Annotated in this window: 15 protein-coding genes and 1 riboswitch; of the genes, 11 read left to right on the top strand and 4 right to left on the bottom strand. The window is 56.9% G+C overall.

The genetic code is table 11. The features are described from left to right. Nucleotides 1–145 precede the first annotated feature (145 nt). The 11 genes from J9789_RS15895 (at nucleotide 146) to J9789_RS15845 (ending at nucleotide 11,417) form a co-directional block, all read left to right on the top strand. Complete coding sequence (locus J9789_RS15895) at nucleotides 146–1,690, top strand: hypothetical protein (protein WP_209346655.1); 1,545 nt, start codon at nucleotides 146–148, stop codon at nucleotides 1,688–1,690. Continuing rightward, nucleotides 1,687–2,100 carry a hypothetical protein gene (locus J9789_RS15890; protein WP_209346654.1) on the top strand — a complete coding sequence of 138 codons (414 nt, stop codon included), beginning with the start codon at nucleotides 1,687–1,689 and terminating at the stop codon, nucleotides 2,098–2,100. Before J9789_RS15895 ends, J9789_RS15890 begins: the two co-directional genes overlap by 4 nt. A gap of 2 nt (nucleotides 2,101–2,102) precedes the next feature. Continuing rightward, on the top strand, nucleotides 2,103–2,507 hold the full coding sequence (locus J9789_RS15885) for a SufE family protein (protein ID WP_209346653.1): 405 nt from the start codon (nucleotides 2,103–2,105) through the stop codon (nucleotides 2,505–2,507). Next, the gene (locus J9789_RS15880) at nucleotides 2,504–3,712 is read left to right on the top strand and encodes a cysteine desulfurase (RefSeq protein WP_209346652.1); all 1,209 of its coding nucleotides are present in this window, start codon (nucleotides 2,504–2,506) and stop codon (nucleotides 3,710–3,712) included. The genes J9789_RS15885 and J9789_RS15880 overlap by 4 nt, the downstream gene beginning before the upstream one ends. A gap of 316 nt (nucleotides 3,713–4,028) precedes the next feature. Further along, a riboswitch (cobalamin riboswitch) is annotated at nucleotides 4,029–4,254 on the top strand. A 92-nt stretch (nucleotides 4,255–4,346) separates the two neighbouring features. After that, a complete protein-coding gene (locus J9789_RS15875) occupies nucleotides 4,347–5,327 on the top strand; it encodes a hypothetical protein (RefSeq protein ID WP_209346651.1) in 981 nt (326 codons plus the stop codon). A gap of 76 nt (nucleotides 5,328–5,403) precedes the next feature. After that, nucleotides 5,404–6,990, top strand: a complete 1,587-nt coding sequence (locus J9789_RS15870; protein ID WP_209346650.1) for an ABC transporter substrate-binding protein — start codon at nucleotides 5,404–5,406, stop codon at nucleotides 6,988–6,990. 82 nt (nucleotides 6,991–7,072) lie between these two features. After that, nucleotides 7,073–8,026 carry an ABC transporter permease gene (locus tag J9789_RS15865; protein ID WP_209346649.1) on the top strand — a complete coding sequence of 318 codons (954 nt, stop codon included), beginning with the start codon at nucleotides 7,073–7,075 and terminating at the stop codon, nucleotides 8,024–8,026. Continuing rightward, nucleotides 8,023–8,859: an ABC transporter permease gene (locus tag J9789_RS15860; RefSeq protein ID WP_209346648.1), complete on the top strand. Its 837-nt coding sequence runs from the start codon at nucleotides 8,023–8,025 to the stop codon at nucleotides 8,857–8,859. Before J9789_RS15865 ends, J9789_RS15860 begins: the two co-directional genes overlap by 4 nt. 2 nt (nucleotides 8,860–8,861) lie before the next feature. Continuing rightward, nucleotides 8,862–9,803 carry an ABC transporter ATP-binding protein gene (locus J9789_RS15855; RefSeq protein ID WP_209346647.1) on the top strand — a complete coding sequence of 314 codons (942 nt, stop codon included), beginning with the start codon at nucleotides 8,862–8,864 and terminating at the stop codon, nucleotides 9,801–9,803. Continuing rightward, a complete protein-coding gene (locus J9789_RS15850) occupies nucleotides 9,796–10,590 on the top strand; it encodes an ABC transporter ATP-binding protein (RefSeq protein ID WP_209346646.1) in 795 nt (264 codons plus the stop codon). Before J9789_RS15855 ends, J9789_RS15850 begins: the two co-directional genes overlap by 8 nt. After that, complete coding sequence (locus J9789_RS15845; protein WP_209346645.1) at nucleotides 10,587–11,417, top strand: class I SAM-dependent methyltransferase; 831 nt, start codon at nucleotides 10,587–10,589, stop codon at nucleotides 11,415–11,417. Before J9789_RS15850 ends, J9789_RS15845 begins: the two co-directional genes overlap by 4 nt. 93 nt (nucleotides 11,418–11,510) lie before the next feature. Here J9789_RS15845 and J9789_RS15840 read toward each other — a convergent pair whose 3' ends face one another. From J9789_RS15840 to J9789_RS15825, 4 genes are all read right to left on the bottom strand, one after another. Then, nucleotides 11,511–13,400 (bottom strand): ABC transporter permease, encoded by a 1,890-nt coding sequence (locus tag J9789_RS15840; RefSeq protein ID WP_209346644.1) that lies wholly within the window; start codon nucleotides 13,398–13,400, stop codon nucleotides 11,511–11,513. Beyond that, a complete protein-coding gene (locus tag J9789_RS15835; RefSeq protein ID WP_209346643.1) occupies nucleotides 13,387–14,145 on the bottom strand; it encodes an ABC transporter ATP-binding protein in 759 nt (252 codons plus the stop codon). Before J9789_RS15835 ends, J9789_RS15840 begins: the two co-directional genes overlap by 14 nt. Before the next feature lie 106 nt (nucleotides 14,146–14,251). Next, complete coding sequence (locus tag J9789_RS15830; RefSeq protein ID WP_209346642.1) at nucleotides 14,252–15,271, bottom strand: sensor histidine kinase; 1,020 nt, start codon at nucleotides 15,269–15,271, stop codon at nucleotides 14,252–14,254. Then, the gene (locus tag J9789_RS15825) at nucleotides 15,261–15,959 is read right to left on the bottom strand and encodes a response regulator transcription factor (protein WP_209346641.1); all 699 of its coding nucleotides are present in this window, start codon (nucleotides 15,957–15,959) and stop codon (nucleotides 15,261–15,263) included. Before J9789_RS15825 ends, J9789_RS15830 begins: the two co-directional genes overlap by 11 nt. Nucleotides 15,960–16,001 lie beyond the last annotated feature (42 nt).

The following is a 16,001-nucleotide window of genomic DNA, read 5'->3' as shown; positions in this document are numbered from 1 at the left end:
CAACGGAACTGCCATACGCTCAGCGTATGCGAGAGCATAGAAACACGGCATTTCACAGCCATCCGCCCCAATGCTATCATCATAATACAACATTCCAGGCCGGCCAGGCAGAGATCCGGTCAGCGCCTGAAGAGGAGGAACTATGATGCACTGTAATCAAGGCGGAATCGAAGGCATCCTGCGCGGGATGGACGTCAAGCTGAATGTCCAGCTGGTCTATGTGGCCCTGATCCATGAGCATGCCTATGAAGGCCCCTGCCGGTTCGGTCCCCCCGAGGCCCTGACCAAGGAATTTGACCTGCTCAATCAGGCCGAGATCTTCAAGGGCTGGTCCGGCGCTATGATGGGCGCCTTCAGCCAGGTACCCGGCATCAATATGCTGCCCCCGGTCTACCTGAAGATGTCCGACGAGTTCTTTGTCCCCGCCGAGGAGGAGGCCCAGCTGCTGCCCACCATGCGGGAGACCGACCTGTACATCTTTACCGGCATGCGCTGCGAGGGCTACGCCAAGGAGTTTGCCATCCGCTACAACAAACCGGTGGCCGGCGAAGGCATGTTTGCCTCCACCATCATCAACGCCATCACCCGGGCCCGGGGCGCCGAGGCCTACGCCTTCCTGGACATCCCCGACGGCATCCGTCTGCTCAACGCCCTGCGTACCCGCAAGGCCCTGCGGAACACCCGCATCCTGGCAGTGGTGCGCAACAACTCCCAGCAGTCCCTGGGCGGCCCCGACGCCTTCCTGAGCAATGACGACGCCACCCGCCGTCTGGGCATCAACTTCACCTATCTGAGCATCCACGAGTTCCTGGACATGCTCCATGTGGATGAGAGCGGTAAGAACTACACTCTCCCCGGCCGCAACGCCTGCAACCTGACCAGCGAGGACATGGTAGAGGTGGAGCGTTGGACCGACGAGCTGATGGCCGGCACCGACGATATTACCATGGACCGCAAGTACGTGGTCAACTCCGTCAAGGCCGCCGTCCTGGCTAAGAAGCTGATGGCCCACTTCGGCTGCAACGCCTTTACCGCTCCCTGCCCCGACGCCTGCGCCACCCGCCGCATGAATCAGGAGCAGTTCACCTTCTGCCTCACCCACTCTCTGCTCAACGAGCAGGGCATCCCCTCCGGCTGTGAGTTTGACCTCATCGGCACCTCCGCCATTGCCTCTCTGGGCAACCTGACCGGCAAGGCCCCCTACATGGGCAACACCCAACCCTGCGTCTACTTCGACGGCAAGGTGATGAACGATTTCGTGGGCATCTCCTACATTCCTGAGATGGACCACAACCCCAACATCTACTACACCGGCCACGCCACCCCCAACCGTCTGATGCACGGCTTCCAGGCCGAGCCCGCCCCCTACGCCATCCGTCCCTTCACCCACAGCGGCTGGGGCGCCACCCTGCGCATCGACTTTGCCAAGAACGCCGGCGACACCCTGACCCTGATGCGCTTTGACCCCCTGTGCAACCGCATCCTGGTGGCCAAGGGAACCGTGGTGGACGGCTTCGGCTACGGCACCACCGGCTGTAGCGAGGGCGTCTACTTCTCCGTGGAGGATAAGCTGGGCTACTTCCACAAGCAGTCCGAGTTCGGCCTGCATATGCCCGCTGTCTTCGTCGACCACGTGGAGGACGTGAAGATGCTGGGCCGCGTCCTGGGCATGGAGGTCGTGGTGGCATGATCGACCGTCAGCAGATCAAGGCTGCGCTGCTGGCCCGCAAGGAGCAGTCGGCGGCATGCGCCCGGCAGATCTGCGAGCGGACCTACCGGGGACAGGAGGAATTTGCCCTCCTGTTCCGCCGGTATCTGTGCGGAAAGTTTATGCTGGAGCTGGAGGATCTGGACACCGACGACTTCTACCGGATCTGCCAGTACAGCGTGGAGAAGGCCTCCCTCTATCCTCCCGGCTCCATCGACGCGGCGGAGTTCGCCTCCAAATGCGGAGGCGCCACCACCGCCACCAACAAGAAGGTCCTCTTCATCATGGCCCTGCGCCGGGAACTTCATATTCCCATTACGGTGGAGGAGGCGGTGAGCGTGGACCTGCTCAGTCAGCTGATCGCCATATGCTACCAAAAGCTGGAGGGATAACTATGGACATGGACGAGGTACAGCGCAGCATCCAGGAGGACCTGACCCAATTGGCCGACCCATTAAGCCAGATGGAATACCTGCTGGCCTGCGCCAGAGCCAGTCAGGGCATTCCCCCGGAACAGCGCCGGGAGGAAGATCTGGTCCCCAGCTGTCAGGCCCGCACCTGGGTGATTACCAGCTGGGACGGTGGCCTGCTCCGCATGCAGGCGGACAGCGAGTCCTTCCTGGTCAAGGGCGCGCTGGCCCTGCTGTGCGAGGTGTATAACGGCAGGCGCCGGGAGGATATCCAGGTCTTCACCTGCCGCCTGCTGGAGGACCCGGGCTTTACCGGCCGCCTGACCGGTGAACAGCGCAAAGGACTGGCCAGTATTCTGGAGAGACTGCATGAGGAGGCTGCACAATGACGGAATACTTCCCCATTCTTTCCACTCAGGTAAACGGCAGTCCCCTGCTCTATTACGACAATGCCGCCACCCTCCAGATGGCGGCCCCGGTGCAGGAGGCGGTGGCGGAACATTACCGCACCTGCAACGGCAATGTTCACCGGAGCAGCCACGCCATGGCCAGAAGCACCGAGGAGCGTATGGAGGCCGCCCGGGAGACGGTGCGTGCCTTTCTGGGGGCAGAATACCCGGAGGAGATTCTCTTTACCTCCGGCACCACCCAGGGCATCAACCTGCTGGCCCGGATCTATGAGGACCAGCTGCTCCAGCCCGGCGACGAGATCGTGGTCACCGCCCTGGAGCACAACTCCAATTTCCTGCCCTGGCTGGAGGTCTGCCGCCGGACCCGGGCAGTGCTGCGGGTGGTCCCCCTGACACCGGACGGGGATCTGGACCTGGAGGCCTATGAGAGGCTGCTCACCGACCGTACCCGTCTGGTCTGCATGACCTGGATCTCCAACGCCATCGGCACCGTCAATCCGGTGGAACGAATGACAGCTCTGGCCCATCAGGCTGGGGCAAAGGTACTGGTGGACGGCGCCCAGGCGGTGCTTCACCGGCCGGTGGATGTAACCCGGTTGGGCTGCGACTACTTCGCCTTCTCCGGCCATAAGCTGGGCGCCCTTACCGGCATCGGCGTCCTCTACGGCAGGCGGGAACTGCTGGACAACCTGCGTCCGCCTTTCTTCGGTGGCGGGATGATCTCCACCCTGGAGGGCCTGCACCCCAGCTATGCCCCCCTGCCCTACCGCTTTGAAGCCGGCACCCCAAACTATGTGGGCGCCATCAGCCTGGGGGCAGCTATTGATTTTCTCAACCGGTTCGGCATCCGAGCCCTGACCGCACAGGCGGAAACCGTACTGAACGGAATCCAGTCCATTGTGCTGGCCCACGGCGGCAGCATTGTGGGCAACCCACAGGTGCGGGCCGGTGTTCTCAGCGTGCTCTTTCCCGGGGTGCATCCCTACGATCTGGCTTGTATCCTGGATCCGTTCGGCGTCGCGGTGCGGGCCGGACATCATTGCGCCAGCTATGCCCTGGCACAGCTGTGCATTTCGGAAACCCTCCGCATCTCCCCGGCATTTTATAACGAGCCGGAGGAACTGCCACAGTTTGAGGAAGCCCTGGAGCGCGCTCTCCATCTGCTGGGTATCGCGGCCAGCTGATTCTGTAGTAAAACCGAAAGTTTCAAAGCCATGGCCACCGGCTTTGACTGCTGGCCAAAATATATTAACATACTTGCAATATGCAGAGCCTTGCAGTATAATAAGCCACGACAAATCAATACAAAGCAGATACGATGAGAAACTTGTTTCACACAGGTGCTCTTTGTCACAAGCCGGTGGGAATCCGGCGCGGAGGCCGTATTCGTCGAGAGACGTCAGCCGGCAGTGATCGTACATCAGATAGCACCTTTGGGGAGTCGTAGGCTGTTTTATGTAAGTGCGGTCTTTCCAAAATGGGAAGACCGCACTTTTTATGTTCTACAATCAAGCTTTTTGTGGCCACTCAGGAACAGAGTGGCTGAACAAGGGAATCGGGTGAGAATCCCGGACGGTAACCGCCGCTGTATGCGTGATGTCCGCTGCTCGTCAACGAAAGTTCGCCATTGGGGACGTGCCCCGAGAAGGCAGAGCAGATCGGCGAAGGCAGAAATCCTCTGCCCCAAGCGCAAGTCAGAAGACCTACAAAAAGAGGATGAGCCGGGTACGGGACGCCGTGCCCGGCGGCTGCGCGCACAGGAAAACGGCTGTGGATGATAAAAATCCACAGCCATTTTTGCGAAAAGAGGGAAGATACATGGTGGAGACAACGCACACCAGCCAATGGGTGACAGGCCAGAAAACCAAAGTAATTGGTCTGATCCAGTCCGGATGCTCCATGCAGGAAGAGCGGGAAGAGCAGTATGCCTGTTATTCGGTCAATACACCTCAGGGAAAAGCCCTCTGCGCCGCCTTTTCTGATGATGAGCTGCTGGCACTACTGCAGGAAACCGCAAAAGCACTGGGACATTCCCCCGCCCAAGGTGAAGTTCACTGGCTTTTGCGGGAATATCTGCGCAGCCGTTTCCGGAACTGGCCGGGTGCACTGCGGGCGGCCGGGCTGAGCCGCGCAGCAGGACGAGGCGGCCTGTCCTCTGACCAGGCTACACAAAAGGAGCAGGAAATCCAGGAGTTACTAGCCCAAGTACGGGAAACCGCAAAGGCATTGGGACGCATCCCCCATCCGTCGGACCTACCCGAAATCGGTCAACGGTTAAAAAAGCGATACAAGACCTGGGGCGAGGTACTGACCGCCGCAGGAGCGGAAGAGGCGGCCGCCTCTGGCCTGCGGAAATTTGAGAACCTGTCAGAATCGGACAAACAGCACCTGGCGGCACTCCATACTCTGGCTCAAACGCTTAACCGGGCACCTCTGCGCAGCGAGGTTCCAGGTGACCTGCGCGCCGCTTTGGTCCAGCGCTTCGGCTCCTGGCGGAACGCTCTCTATCAGATCGACCTGGAACCGGTACGGCGGATCACACCCTTTGTCAACGCTCCCCTCCTCAGGGGAGAAAACCGTTCCAGAGCCACCCACCGCGGGGATCTTTACGATTGCCACTACCGTATCCTGCATCTGGATCCGGAGACCGCCGGGGATCTGGCCTTTATTCGGAACCTGGCGGAAAAGCTGGGCCGCCCTCCCCGCCGGCGAGAAGTGCCGTCGGAGATCCGCAAAAGGCTGCAGGAGACCTGCGGCTCCTGGTCCAACGCGCTGTTTCAGCTTGGGCTTTCTGTATAACATTCTGCCCGGGAATACCGCACAGCCATGCTGTGCGTTTCCATCAATCTGACTGTAGAAGAAAGGGAGACCATTGATGAAGAAGAGACGCCTGATATCCATCCTGCTGGGCGCTGCCCTGGCACTGTCCCTGGCCGCGTGCGGCTCAACCCCTGCGCCTGTTACTTCAGAGACACCTTCTGCTGAGGTGGATCAGACCCGCGAAATCGTTTTCGCCGCCTCCCGGGATCAATGTCCCGGCGAGCAGGACGCCTACTATGCCTCCATGTCCCTGGGGGTGTGGGAACCCCTGATCACCAAGGATGAGCACGGCAAGCCTGCGCCTGCTCTGGCCACCGAATGGGAACACAATGAAGATTCCACCGTGTGGACCTTCCACCTGCGGGAGGGTGTGACCTTCTCCAATGGCACTCCTTTCAACGCCGATATCGTGCTGGCCAACTTTGACCGCATGAAGAAAGGCCCCTTTGAGTCCTCCTTCTACGGCATGAACATCGACACCATCTACCCCGGACTGATTTCCTACGAGAAAACTGATGATTACACTGTGGTGCTCACCCTTTCCGAAGGTCAGCCTCTGCTGGACTACACCATGGTCAACTACGGCTCCGCCATCTTTGAGCCCGCCTGCTTTGCCGAAGACGGCACCTTTAACGGCTTCCCCATCGGCACCGGTCCCTATGTGGTGACCGAGAATGTCCTGGGCCAGTATTGCGTCATCCAGCGCAACGAAACCTACTGGGGTACCCCCGGCATCGCCCAGACCTTCCGCTTTAAAGTCATCCCCGATACTGAGACCCGCTATACCGCCCTGCGGGCCGGTGAGGTCCAGGGCCTGTGCGACCTGGGTGCCATCTCTCCGTCCCAGGCTGCGGAAATCGCTGATGACCCGGCCTACCATGTGTCTGTGGGTGATTCGGGTATCACTCACTTCCTCAATGTAAATGGCGGTGCCTTCCCCTTCAATGATGTGCGTATGCGGGAGGGTCTCTCCTTGCTTCTGGACCGCCAGACCATCATTGACAGCTTCTATAATGGCTATGGTATCCCCGCTGGCGGTTTTCTGAACTATACCTCTGCGTTCTATGAGGAGCAGCCTGTCCAGCACGACCCCGAAAAGGGTGCTCAGCTGATCCGCGAGGTGGTGGGCGACCAGGAGGTGGAACTGCGCTTCCTGCTTCCCAGCGGCGACGTCAACCGCTACCCCTACCAGGAGGAGGCTGAATACATTCAGGCCCTGCTGGAAAACATTGAGGGCACCAACATCAAGGTCAGCATCCAGCAGATGGACTGGGGCCCCTGCAAGGATGAGATGAAGGCAGGCAACTACAACCTGTGCCTGAAGATCCAGGGTCTGCCCTCCGCCAATCCCTTCTCCCTGTTCAAGGGCTTTATGCACACCGAAGGCAGCACCAATATCAACTACGGTCTGGGTTACCACAATGATCATGTGGATGCGCTCATTGAAGAGGCTGCCACCTGTCTGGATGCCGACCGTCTGACGGAGATTTATAAGGAACTCCAGGAGATCTCTGCCACGGACTTCCCTAATATTCCTGTGCTCTACTCCCAGGAGGTGGTGGCCTCCTCCAGCGATATCACCGGCTATCAGGCTACCGTATACGGCCTGACCGGCTATACGCAGGTATGCTGGGCAAAGTGATCCATACGCATTCAAACAAGCCTCCGTCCTGCGGCGGAGGCTTGTTTTCCATACCAACCTTGTTTCCAAAAGGCGGTGGACTATGGCAATTCTGAAATACATCGGCCGCAGGCTGCTGGTGCTGATCCCGGTGCTGCTGGGTATCTCCTTGGCGGCATTTTTACTGGGGCGCATCGCTCCCGGCGACCCGGTGGATGACGCACTGTTCCGCATCGGCATTGAGTTCCCCACAGAGGAGGACCGTGCTGCCATGCGTACCGAGCTGGGGCTGGATAAGTCTCTGCCGGCCCAGTATCTGGACTGGCTGGGAAAAGCGCTCCACGGCGATCTGGGCCGCTCCTATATCGGCAACCAGGACATCGCCCATGAACTGATGACTCGGCTACCCATCACGCTGAAAGTCTCCCTGGCTGCCATGCTGGTGGCTGTGATTTTTGGTGTGGGTGGGGGTGTGCTGATGGCGGCCTGCCATGATACATGGCTGGATACGGTCTTGAAAGGGCTGTCCACGCTTCTGCTGTCCATCCCCGGCTTCTGGCTGGCCCTGTTTCTGATCACCGTATTTGCCGAATGGCTCCATCTGCTGCCCACCAGCGGTCTGGACCGCGGCCTGGCCTCTCTGATCCTCCCCGCTGTGGCACTGTCCGCCGCCAATGTGGGCTCCACCTCCCGCTTCACTCGGGGGAACATTCTGTCCCAGCTGGGCGAGCAATACATCGTGATAGCCAACGCCAAAGGCTTGTCCCAGCGGGCGGTTATGGTAGGGCACGCCTTCCGCAACTCCCTGGTGCCCATCATCACCCTGATTGGTAATTACTTCGGCGGGATTTTAGGCGGGAGCACCATCATTGAGAACATCTTTGCCATCCCCGGATTGGGCAGTTATGTGCTCTCTGCCATTCAAAACCGGGATTATCCTGTGATCCAGGGCTATGTGCTCATAACGGGCACCACCTTTGTCCTCATCACACTGGCCACTGACCTGCTTTACCTGGCGGTCAATCCCAAAATCCGTCTGCAGGGGGGAGAAGCATGACAAGGCGAAAAAAGCAGAATCTGCAACTGATCATGGTCTGCTCCATCCTGCTGGCTATCGTTCTGATGACCATATTTGCCCCCTGGCTGGCCCCCTATGACCCACTGGAGGTAAATATGGATCTCCGTCTATTACCTCCTTGCCGTGCACATCTTCTTGGGACCGACGCCTTAGGGCGGGATGTACTCAGCCGGGTCATCTACGGCGGACGGGCCTCCCTGCTGCTGGCTGTGGCCGCTACCGCCTGCTCCATGTGCGTGGGACTGGTAATCGGCATCATTGCCGGCTACTGCGGAGGAATCGTGGACGGCATCATCACAGCCATCTCCAATATCTTTCAGGGGCTGCCCGGCATGGTGCTGATGATCGCTCTGGTTGGCGTGCTGGAACGCAGCAGCAAGAGCATCATTCTTGCCCTGGTCATTACTTCCTGGGTTGGTTTCTCCCGCCTGGTGCGGGGAGAGGTTATGAAGGTCAAATCCGAAATGTATATTGAGGGCATGCGCTGCCTGGGCTCCGGACATCTGCGGATCATCCTGCGGCACGTGCTGCCCAACATCCGCACCAACGTCATTCTTCAGTTTACCACCCGTTTGGGCCGAGTGGTGCTGTCCGTGGCCGGCCTGAGCTATCTGGGCCTGGGCATCCAGCCCCCCACTCCGGACTGGGGCGAGATGGTCAGCGGCACCGCCCGCCGCTATTTCCGCAGCGCCCCCCATCTGCTGTGGGCGCCGGGGCTGTGTATTATCCTGCTCACCCTGTCCATTAACCTGCTGGGAGATCTTTTGCGGGACCGGCTGGATGTAAAGCAGGATTCGGTAAAGGAGCTGTGAGCATGGTACCAGACATTGAAATTCAGCATCTTTCCGTGTGCTTTGATACCGTCCAAGGCCCGGTATACGCCGTCAACGATCTGTCCACCACCTTTCAGGCCGGGCGGATCTCCGGGGTCATCGGGGAAAGCGGCAGCGGTAAGAGCGTCATGGGTATGTCCCTGCTGCGGCTGCTGCCCAACACCGCCAGGGTAACCGGCAAGTGCTTCTTTGGCCCCCATGAACTCTATTCCATGCCGCTGCGCCAGCTGCGCAAATTGCGTGGTGCTGCCATCGGCCTTATTCCGCAAAATCCCAGTGCCTCCCTGGACCCTGTGATGAAGCTCCGCCGTCAGCTGACTGAGGCCATTACCACCCACGGCAAGCGGAGCCGGAAAGAGGCGGAAGCCCAAGCGGCCAAGCTACTCCAACAGTTTGGCTTTGAGGAGCCGGAACGCATCCTGAATCAGTATTCCTTTCAGATGAGCGGCGGCATGAATCAGCGCCTGGTATCCGCCCTGGGACTGGCCTGCCGCCCGGGCTGGGTCATTGCGGATGAGCCCACCAAGGGATTGGACGCGGTGATTCGAAATCAAGTGTATACCGTACTTCGGCAGATTTACGCCGAGCACCACTGCAGCATGATCGTCATTACCCACGATCTGGCCCTGGCCCGTCGGCTGTGCGACGATATCCGGGTACTTTACATGGGACAGATCATCGAACAGGGCTCAGCGGAGGAGGTCATGGAACACCCTCACCACCCCTATACCGCAGGGCTGATCTACTCCTTACCCAGCCGGGGCATGGTGCCCATACCACCGCCGGACCCTAACCGCCTGTCCCACAGCGGCTGCCCCTTCTACCCCCGCTGTCCCAAAGCCACTGCACGGTGCGGCAAGGAAAAACCGGGGGACTACCTGCTGCCCACTGGCGGGAAAGTGAGGTGCTTTCTTTATGAATAAGGTATTGGAATTGGACGCAGTCAGCCGAAATTTCACCAGCGGTATCTTCCGCACCCATACCACCCGGGCGGTGGATCATGTCAGTTTTACGCTGGAGCGAGGCAAGACCTTTGGCCTGGTGGGCAACAGCGGCTGCGGCAAGACAACCTTATCCCGCATGATCACCCGGGTCCTCCGGCCCACCAGTGGGTCTATCCGGTTTGAAGGCGAGGATATCGCCCGCTTGGACCGCCGCCAGTGCAAAACCTACCACCGGCGGGTACAGATCATCTTTCAAAACCCGGAAGCTTCCCTGGACCCTTCCATGCGGATCCGGGACAGCCTGCTGGAGGCCATGGCCATCCACCGTTTGGGGGAAAGCAAAGAGGCTCGTATGGAGAAGATCCGTGCCACCCTCCGGCAGGTTGGCCTGCCCGACTATCTGCTCTCCCGCTACCCACACCAGATCAGCGGCGGCGAAGGGCAGCGACTGGTGATCTGCCGGGCCCTGCTGCTGGAGCCGGAGGTGCTGCTGCTGGACGAACCCACCTCCATGCTGGATGTATCGGTACAGGCCAGTATCATGAACCTGCTGCGGGACCTTCAGCAGGAGCTGGGGCTCACCTATCTTTACATCACCCACGACATTGAGCTGCTGGGGTGGATCAGCCATACCATCGGCGTTATGCAGAAAGGCCGGCTGGTTGAGGTAGGGAGCCGGGACCAGGTGATGGAAGCCCCCATCCACCCCTACACCAAAGAACTGCTCTATTCCTATACCCATTGGGAGGGAGGCACCACACCATGAAAGAGCGCGTAGCAATCCCCGACTTTGCCCGGCAATGGACGGAGCATGTGGAGGCAAGCACGTCCCTACGCATGACAGACGACCAGGCGGAGCAAAACTTCTGGCGTGATTTTATCAAGCGCAAAACCTATGCCCCCGAGCCCTCCGCCCTCCAGGTGCTGGACTACCTGCGCCCTCTGCTGCGCACCCATGGGGTGGAAACGGCTCTGGAACTGGGACCCGGCTGGGCCAGCTATACCCTGACCCTGGCAAAGCTATGCCGGGAGGTGGCCTGTGTGGACCTCTCTCAGGATGTCCTGGACTTTGTTCTCCAAGCAGGCGCGGAACACGGATATACCAACATCTCCGCCTATCATGCCAAATGGGAGACCTTCACTCCGGAGAAGCGTTATGATCTGGTCTTTGGCTATAACTGCTTCTACCGTCAGGCAGATCTGATGGACTGCTTCCGCCGGATGGACCATGCAGCAAACAAGCTATGTGTGGTAGGCATGAATACCGGATTAGCTCCTGCCTGGGTCCATGAGCTGGATGAGGCAGGGGGCAAGATCCGGTGGGAATGGAAGGATTATATCTACTTCGTGGGCGTCCTGTATCAGATGGGCATCGATCCCAATGTGGCGATACTCCCCTTTGAAAAGCAGCTTTCCTATCCGGATGCGGACGCTCTGGTACGGGGGGAGTGTGCCCGCTGCACCCCAGGCACCGTGGACCCCGACACCGCAAAGGCCATTCTGTGCCGTCACTTCACCCAGATGCCCGACGGCAGCTGGCATGCCACGGCAAAGTACCGCAGCGGCGTGGTGTGGTGGACGCCAAAACTCTAAACAAGCAAAAACTGCCGCTGCAGGCAATGCCTGCAGCGGCAGTTTCTTTCTGTGTTCCTTTTGCGCTATTGTGACGCACGTAGGCCAGTTCAGTCAGCTTTCATATACCTTTTGGAATACGTTTTTTCGATAGGCATTCCGGACCCACAGGTACAAAATGATTTGAAGTACAATCAAGAACGCAGTAAAGGCTAACGCGGTGGGAATGTTGGAAACCAGCGTATACCGCTCGGTTATGAATACCCCTACCCAAAGATATACCAGAGCCACCCCAAAGGGGACGCACAGAATCATAAAAACCAGGCGGCTTAATACCGAAGAAAGCTCTTTACCGGAAAGTCCGATTTTTACAATGCTCCTGAATTTCCAACAGTCTTTGTCCACTTCCGAGTAAAGTCTGGAATAGACAAAGCTGGCAACAGCAAGCAGGAAGACGAAGGAGAGCATTCCTCCAATATACAGCGTCAGATTATTCTGGATCTGGCTGCTGCGATAGTAGCGGTAGGCAGATACTACGTTGGCATCCCCCTTTTGCAGCGTATCTTCCAGTGCGGTGAAGATCCTGTCCGGGCTTTCGCTGTTGTTCTCCCAGTCATCATATAAGAACGCCGTAATGGTCTTCTCCGTCAGTTGGGATTCCAAAACCCTAAAAACCGCATCGCTCACCACACATATTCCACGTGTAAAACCGGTCAGTGTGATCACTTGATCGGACTGTCCCTCGACCGACAGAGACAACTGATTGGCACGGAAGAATTGCTCCGTCCCAGAGGGGATTTTATCCAGGCTCTGATCCGCACTGCCGGCCACAAGATATACCCCGGTATCAGAGAGCGTTATAGACTCCCTGCCCAGAAAATCCATGATCTGATTGTAATCACTCTGGGCCATGATGGGGCTGCGGGACTCCGCATCCGGATACCACAAACGGATGTCTGTCATTTTGTAACCGGGGAGGTCTTGCAATTCATTCTCAATGACCGCGAGGTCCCGGGCGGCATCCGCCTGCTCTGTCCAGGTATTATAGGTCAGCGCATAGGGAAATATCTTTTCGGTCTCTGTCTTCACATTTGCGGATACAGAAAACAGGATAATCACCGCAAAGAATGACACCGCATAAAGAATGGCGGAAATCGTCATGCTCTGTACATTGGTTTTCAGCTTTGCCCTTTGGTCGCCGACACAGAGCAGCCTGATGTTGGAGCGGCCTTTGATCTGAACCGCCATCCATAGCCGCATCCCAACAGAAAAGAGGAGATACGTCCCCAGCACAGCAGCAAGAACAAGCAGAAACGGGAAAAGAACGCTGGACTGCATGGTGCGGGCCGAGGGGGATGCCCCCGCAAAAGCCCACAGAAGGATCGGGACCAGCAGGAAAAACACAACCAAAACGGGGATCAGCTTCTGAGGCTTATCATCCTTGAATTCGGCCTTCAGAAGCCGGACCACTTCTTTTTTGCGGATACACTTTGGTGTAAAGTAAGCGATCCCCAAGAATACCAGCCCCATGACCACCACCGTCAGAAGGATCGCCTGGGTCGGAAAATAAAAGGTAAAGTTAGACACTCCGATCAGCCGATTGGCAACGTCAAGAAAGAATCTGGAAAAAATGAGTCCAAACAGGATACCGGTTCCCACAGACAGGAGGCCAACCAACATATTTTCCATAAAAATCAAGCGGTTCAGCTGCTTTTTAGACGCGCCCAGGATTGTAATCAAACCAAGCTGACGACTTCTGTTTTTCAAAAAACATCTCATGGAATAAGAGATAAAGCAGATGGAGAACCCTACGGATATAGCTTCCCCCACCGCCAAAATCATTCCCATCGCACTATGCGTATCAATGACCTTCAGCGCCGGATGAAAGGACAGCACACTGAACAGGAAAAAGACAAAGACGGAGCATACACAGTTTACAAAGTAGTAGATATAATTTCTCTTATCCCTGCTGATGTTTTTCCATGCAAATTCAAATAATGTCACGGGGTTCCCCTCCCAAAAGGCTCATGGCATCCACGATCTTCTGTTGAAAGGCCTGTCGATTCCCGCCGGAAACGATCTCCTGGTACAAGGCGCCATCCTTGATGATCACCACACGCTTGCAGCAGCTGGCCACAAAAGAATCGTGGGTGACCATCAGTATGGTAGCCCCTCTGGTCTGATTCAGCATCTGGAACAACTCCATCACATCTCTTGTGGCCTTGGAATCAAGGTTCCCGGTGGGCTCATCGGCAAGCAGGAGGGCAGGCTCACTGACCACGGCACGGGCAACAGCGACTCTCTGGGCCTGGCCTCCAGAAATCTCAAAGGTGCGTTTGGACAGCAGGTGCCCGATCCCCAGCAGCTCAGCCACAGCCCGGGTGCGTTTTTTCATCACAGCAGGCGTGATACCCTCCAGCGTCAGCGGAAGCATGATGTTTTCCCCGACGGTAAGCGTCTGCACCAGATTAAAGTCCTGGAACACAAATCCCAATATGCTGCGTCGGAAGTGCGCCAACTGGCTGTCTTTCATGGTATGCGGGTCTTTGCCGTCAATCCAGACATTTCCGCTGGTAGGATGGTCAATGGTAGAGATCACATTCAGCAGCGTGCTCTTTCCGCTGCCAGACGGTCCCATAATGGCAACAAATTCTCCCTTTTCCATTTGGAAATTGATATCATGCAGGGCAGTATAGGGGACCTTTCCCTCATATACCTTCCCAAGATGTTTGGTCTCTAAAACAGGCATCCTGATGTCCTCCTTGTTTTTCTGCCCTCAGTATAGCGCAAAACCCCAGTATGAAAAATCGAGAAAGATTACACAACCTTACAGTTTTGTAATCTTTCTCGTCTTATCACAAAGGCTTCTTTTCTTCAAAGATGATCCGGAATTTACTGCCCTTCCCCACGCTCGACTCAACCTGGATGGAGTGGCCCAAATACTCCACAATCTGCTTGACCATATAGAGGCCCAATCCGGTGGATTCTCCACGCAGGCGACCGTTCTGTCCGGTGAAAAACAGGTCAAAAATCCGCGGAATATCCTCCGGTTGGATTCCGCAGCCCTCATCCTCCACACTTAACACACTTGCCGCTTGTGTGCGGTATGCTCTGACAACGATCGTTTTTCCGCCGTCGCTGTATTTGAGTGCGTTGGTCAAAAGCTGATACAGCACAAAACGAAGCCATTTGGAATCACTGTACACCGCCAGCTGCTCATCTCCCTCCAGCTTGGGGAAGACGCCTCGCTCAATAAAGCTGGATTTCAGTTCATTGATGCTGTCTTTTGCAATCTGCCGCAGAGAAACCTGCTCTACATGGAAATCATTCTGAATGGCATCCAGCTTATACATATTCAGCAGCTGGTCCAGGTCATATTGGATCTGAGCCGCAGACTGGGCTACCTTTTTATAGTCAGACTGGTACCCGTTCTTTTGTGCAATCAGTTGGATGACGGAAAGAGGGGTCTTCAGCTGATGGACCCAGCGATAGATCATCAGCTTGTTCTGTCGTCTGTCGTCCTCCATTCCGCTCAGCTTGGCAGCATAACGGCGATAGAATTCCTGCATCAATACCTGATACCGGCGTTCTTCGCTCCCCTTGGGGGCGTGCAGCAGAAAATCCTCCAGGTTTGGTTTTTCATCGCAGAACAGCTCGTACAGATTCCATGTGGCATAAAAACGGTACAAGAGAAAACAGAGCAGCACGAATAAGGCCAATCCACCGTAATACAGCCACGCTCCCACATCAGCCTGCTCCACTGCAGCCAGATAAAAGATGGGCAACCCCACAGGCGCGGCAAGAAAAAGCAGGACGATCCACAGGTGATCTGCCAGAAAGAGCTTGATATGCCTCCGGAGTCTCTTAGCTTTCATGTCCCATGTCTCCGATCCGGTACCCGACTCCCCGAACTGATTTCAAAACAAGGCGGGAGCCTACCTGTTCCAAGCGCCGGCGTATTCTGCTGATGGTCACGTTGAGGGTATTCTCTTCCACAAAGGTCTCATCGTCCCAGATTTCATTGAGGAGCTCTTCGCGGGAGGCAACGTCAGGATGCTTTTCAAAGATGATCCGCAAAACGCCCGCTTCGGTTTTGGATAGCTCCACTTCGCTTCCATTACAGCGCAGCGTCAGTCGCTTTGGGGAAAAGGTGCAGTCTCCACAGCTCCACTCCTGGGGGCCAGATCCCGCATATTCTCCGTACGTACGGCGCAGAAGCGCCGTAATCTTTGCGGTAATTACGTCCAGCGAAAAGGGCTTGGTGACAAAATCATCCCCGCCGTTCATCATGGCATACACCTGATCGGAATCTGCATTGCGGGAGGACAGGAAAATGATGGGGCATGGACTTTTTGCCCGCAGTCGGCCGCACCAGTAAAATCCATCGTAGGCAGGAAGATTGATATCCAGCAGGACTAAATGGGGAGCGCTTTCCACAAATTCTTCCAACACATTGGAAAAGTCCCTGCACAAGTGAGTGGAAAATCCAAATTTCTGCAAATGGAGCGATAACAACTCCGCAATATCAGGGTCATCTTCCACGATCATGATCTTATAGTCCATTGGGCCCCTCCATTCTGCACAGCAGTAGAATGTCAAAATACG

It is taken from the genome of Flavonifractor sp. AGMB03687, assembly GCF_017811815.1.
Classification (GTDB): Bacteria; Bacillota; Clostridia; order Oscillospirales; family Oscillospiraceae; genus Flavonifractor.
Note: the sequence above shows the minus strand (reverse complement) of the source record. Positions and strands in the feature narration are given on the sequence as shown.

What these genes read in the sequence shown, in the direction of transcription:
- J9789_RS15895 (WP_209346655.1), top strand. Translation starts at nt 146, where the DNA reads ATGCACTGTAATCAAGGCGGAATCGAAGGCATCCTGCGCGGGATGGAC.
- J9789_RS15890 (WP_209346654.1), top strand. Translation starts at nt 1,687, where the DNA reads ATGATCGACCGTCAGCAGATCAAGGCTGCGCTGCTGGCCCGCAAGGAG.
- J9789_RS15885 (WP_209346653.1), top strand. Translation starts at nt 2,103, where the DNA reads ATGGACATGGACGAGGTACAGCGCAGCATCCAGGAGGACCTGACCCAA.
- J9789_RS15880 (WP_209346652.1), top strand. Translation starts at nt 2,504, where the DNA reads ATGACGGAATACTTCCCCATTCTTTCCACTCAGGTAAACGGCAGTCCC.
- J9789_RS15875 (WP_209346651.1), top strand. Translation starts at nt 4,347, where the DNA reads ATGGTGGAGACAACGCACACCAGCCAATGGGTGACAGGCCAGAAAACC.
- J9789_RS15870 (WP_209346650.1), top strand. Translation starts at nt 5,404, where the DNA reads ATGAAGAAGAGACGCCTGATATCCATCCTGCTGGGCGCTGCCCTGGCA.
- J9789_RS15865 (WP_209346649.1), top strand. Translation starts at nt 7,073, where the DNA reads ATGGCAATTCTGAAATACATCGGCCGCAGGCTGCTGGTGCTGATCCCG.
- J9789_RS15860 (WP_209346648.1), top strand. Translation starts at nt 8,023, where the DNA reads ATGACAAGGCGAAAAAAGCAGAATCTGCAACTGATCATGGTCTGCTCC.
- J9789_RS15855 (WP_209346647.1), top strand. Translation starts at nt 8,862, where the DNA reads ATGGTACCAGACATTGAAATTCAGCATCTTTCCGTGTGCTTTGATACC.
- J9789_RS15850 (WP_209346646.1), top strand. Translation starts at nt 9,796, where the DNA reads ATGAATAAGGTATTGGAATTGGACGCAGTCAGCCGAAATTTCACCAGC.
- J9789_RS15845 (WP_209346645.1), top strand. Translation starts at nt 10,587, where the DNA reads ATGAAAGAGCGCGTAGCAATCCCCGACTTTGCCCGGCAATGGACGGAG.
- J9789_RS15835 (WP_209346643.1), bottom strand. Translation starts at nt 14,145, where the DNA reads ATGCCTGTTTTAGAGACCAAACATCTTGGGAAGGTATATGAGGGAAAG.
- J9789_RS15830 (WP_209346642.1), bottom strand. Translation starts at nt 15,271, where the DNA reads ATGAAAGCTAAGAGACTCCGGAGGCATATCAAGCTCTTTCTGGCAGAT.
- J9789_RS15825 (WP_209346641.1), bottom strand. Translation starts at nt 15,959, where the DNA reads ATGGACTATAAGATCATGATCGTGGAAGATGACCCTGATATTGCGGAG.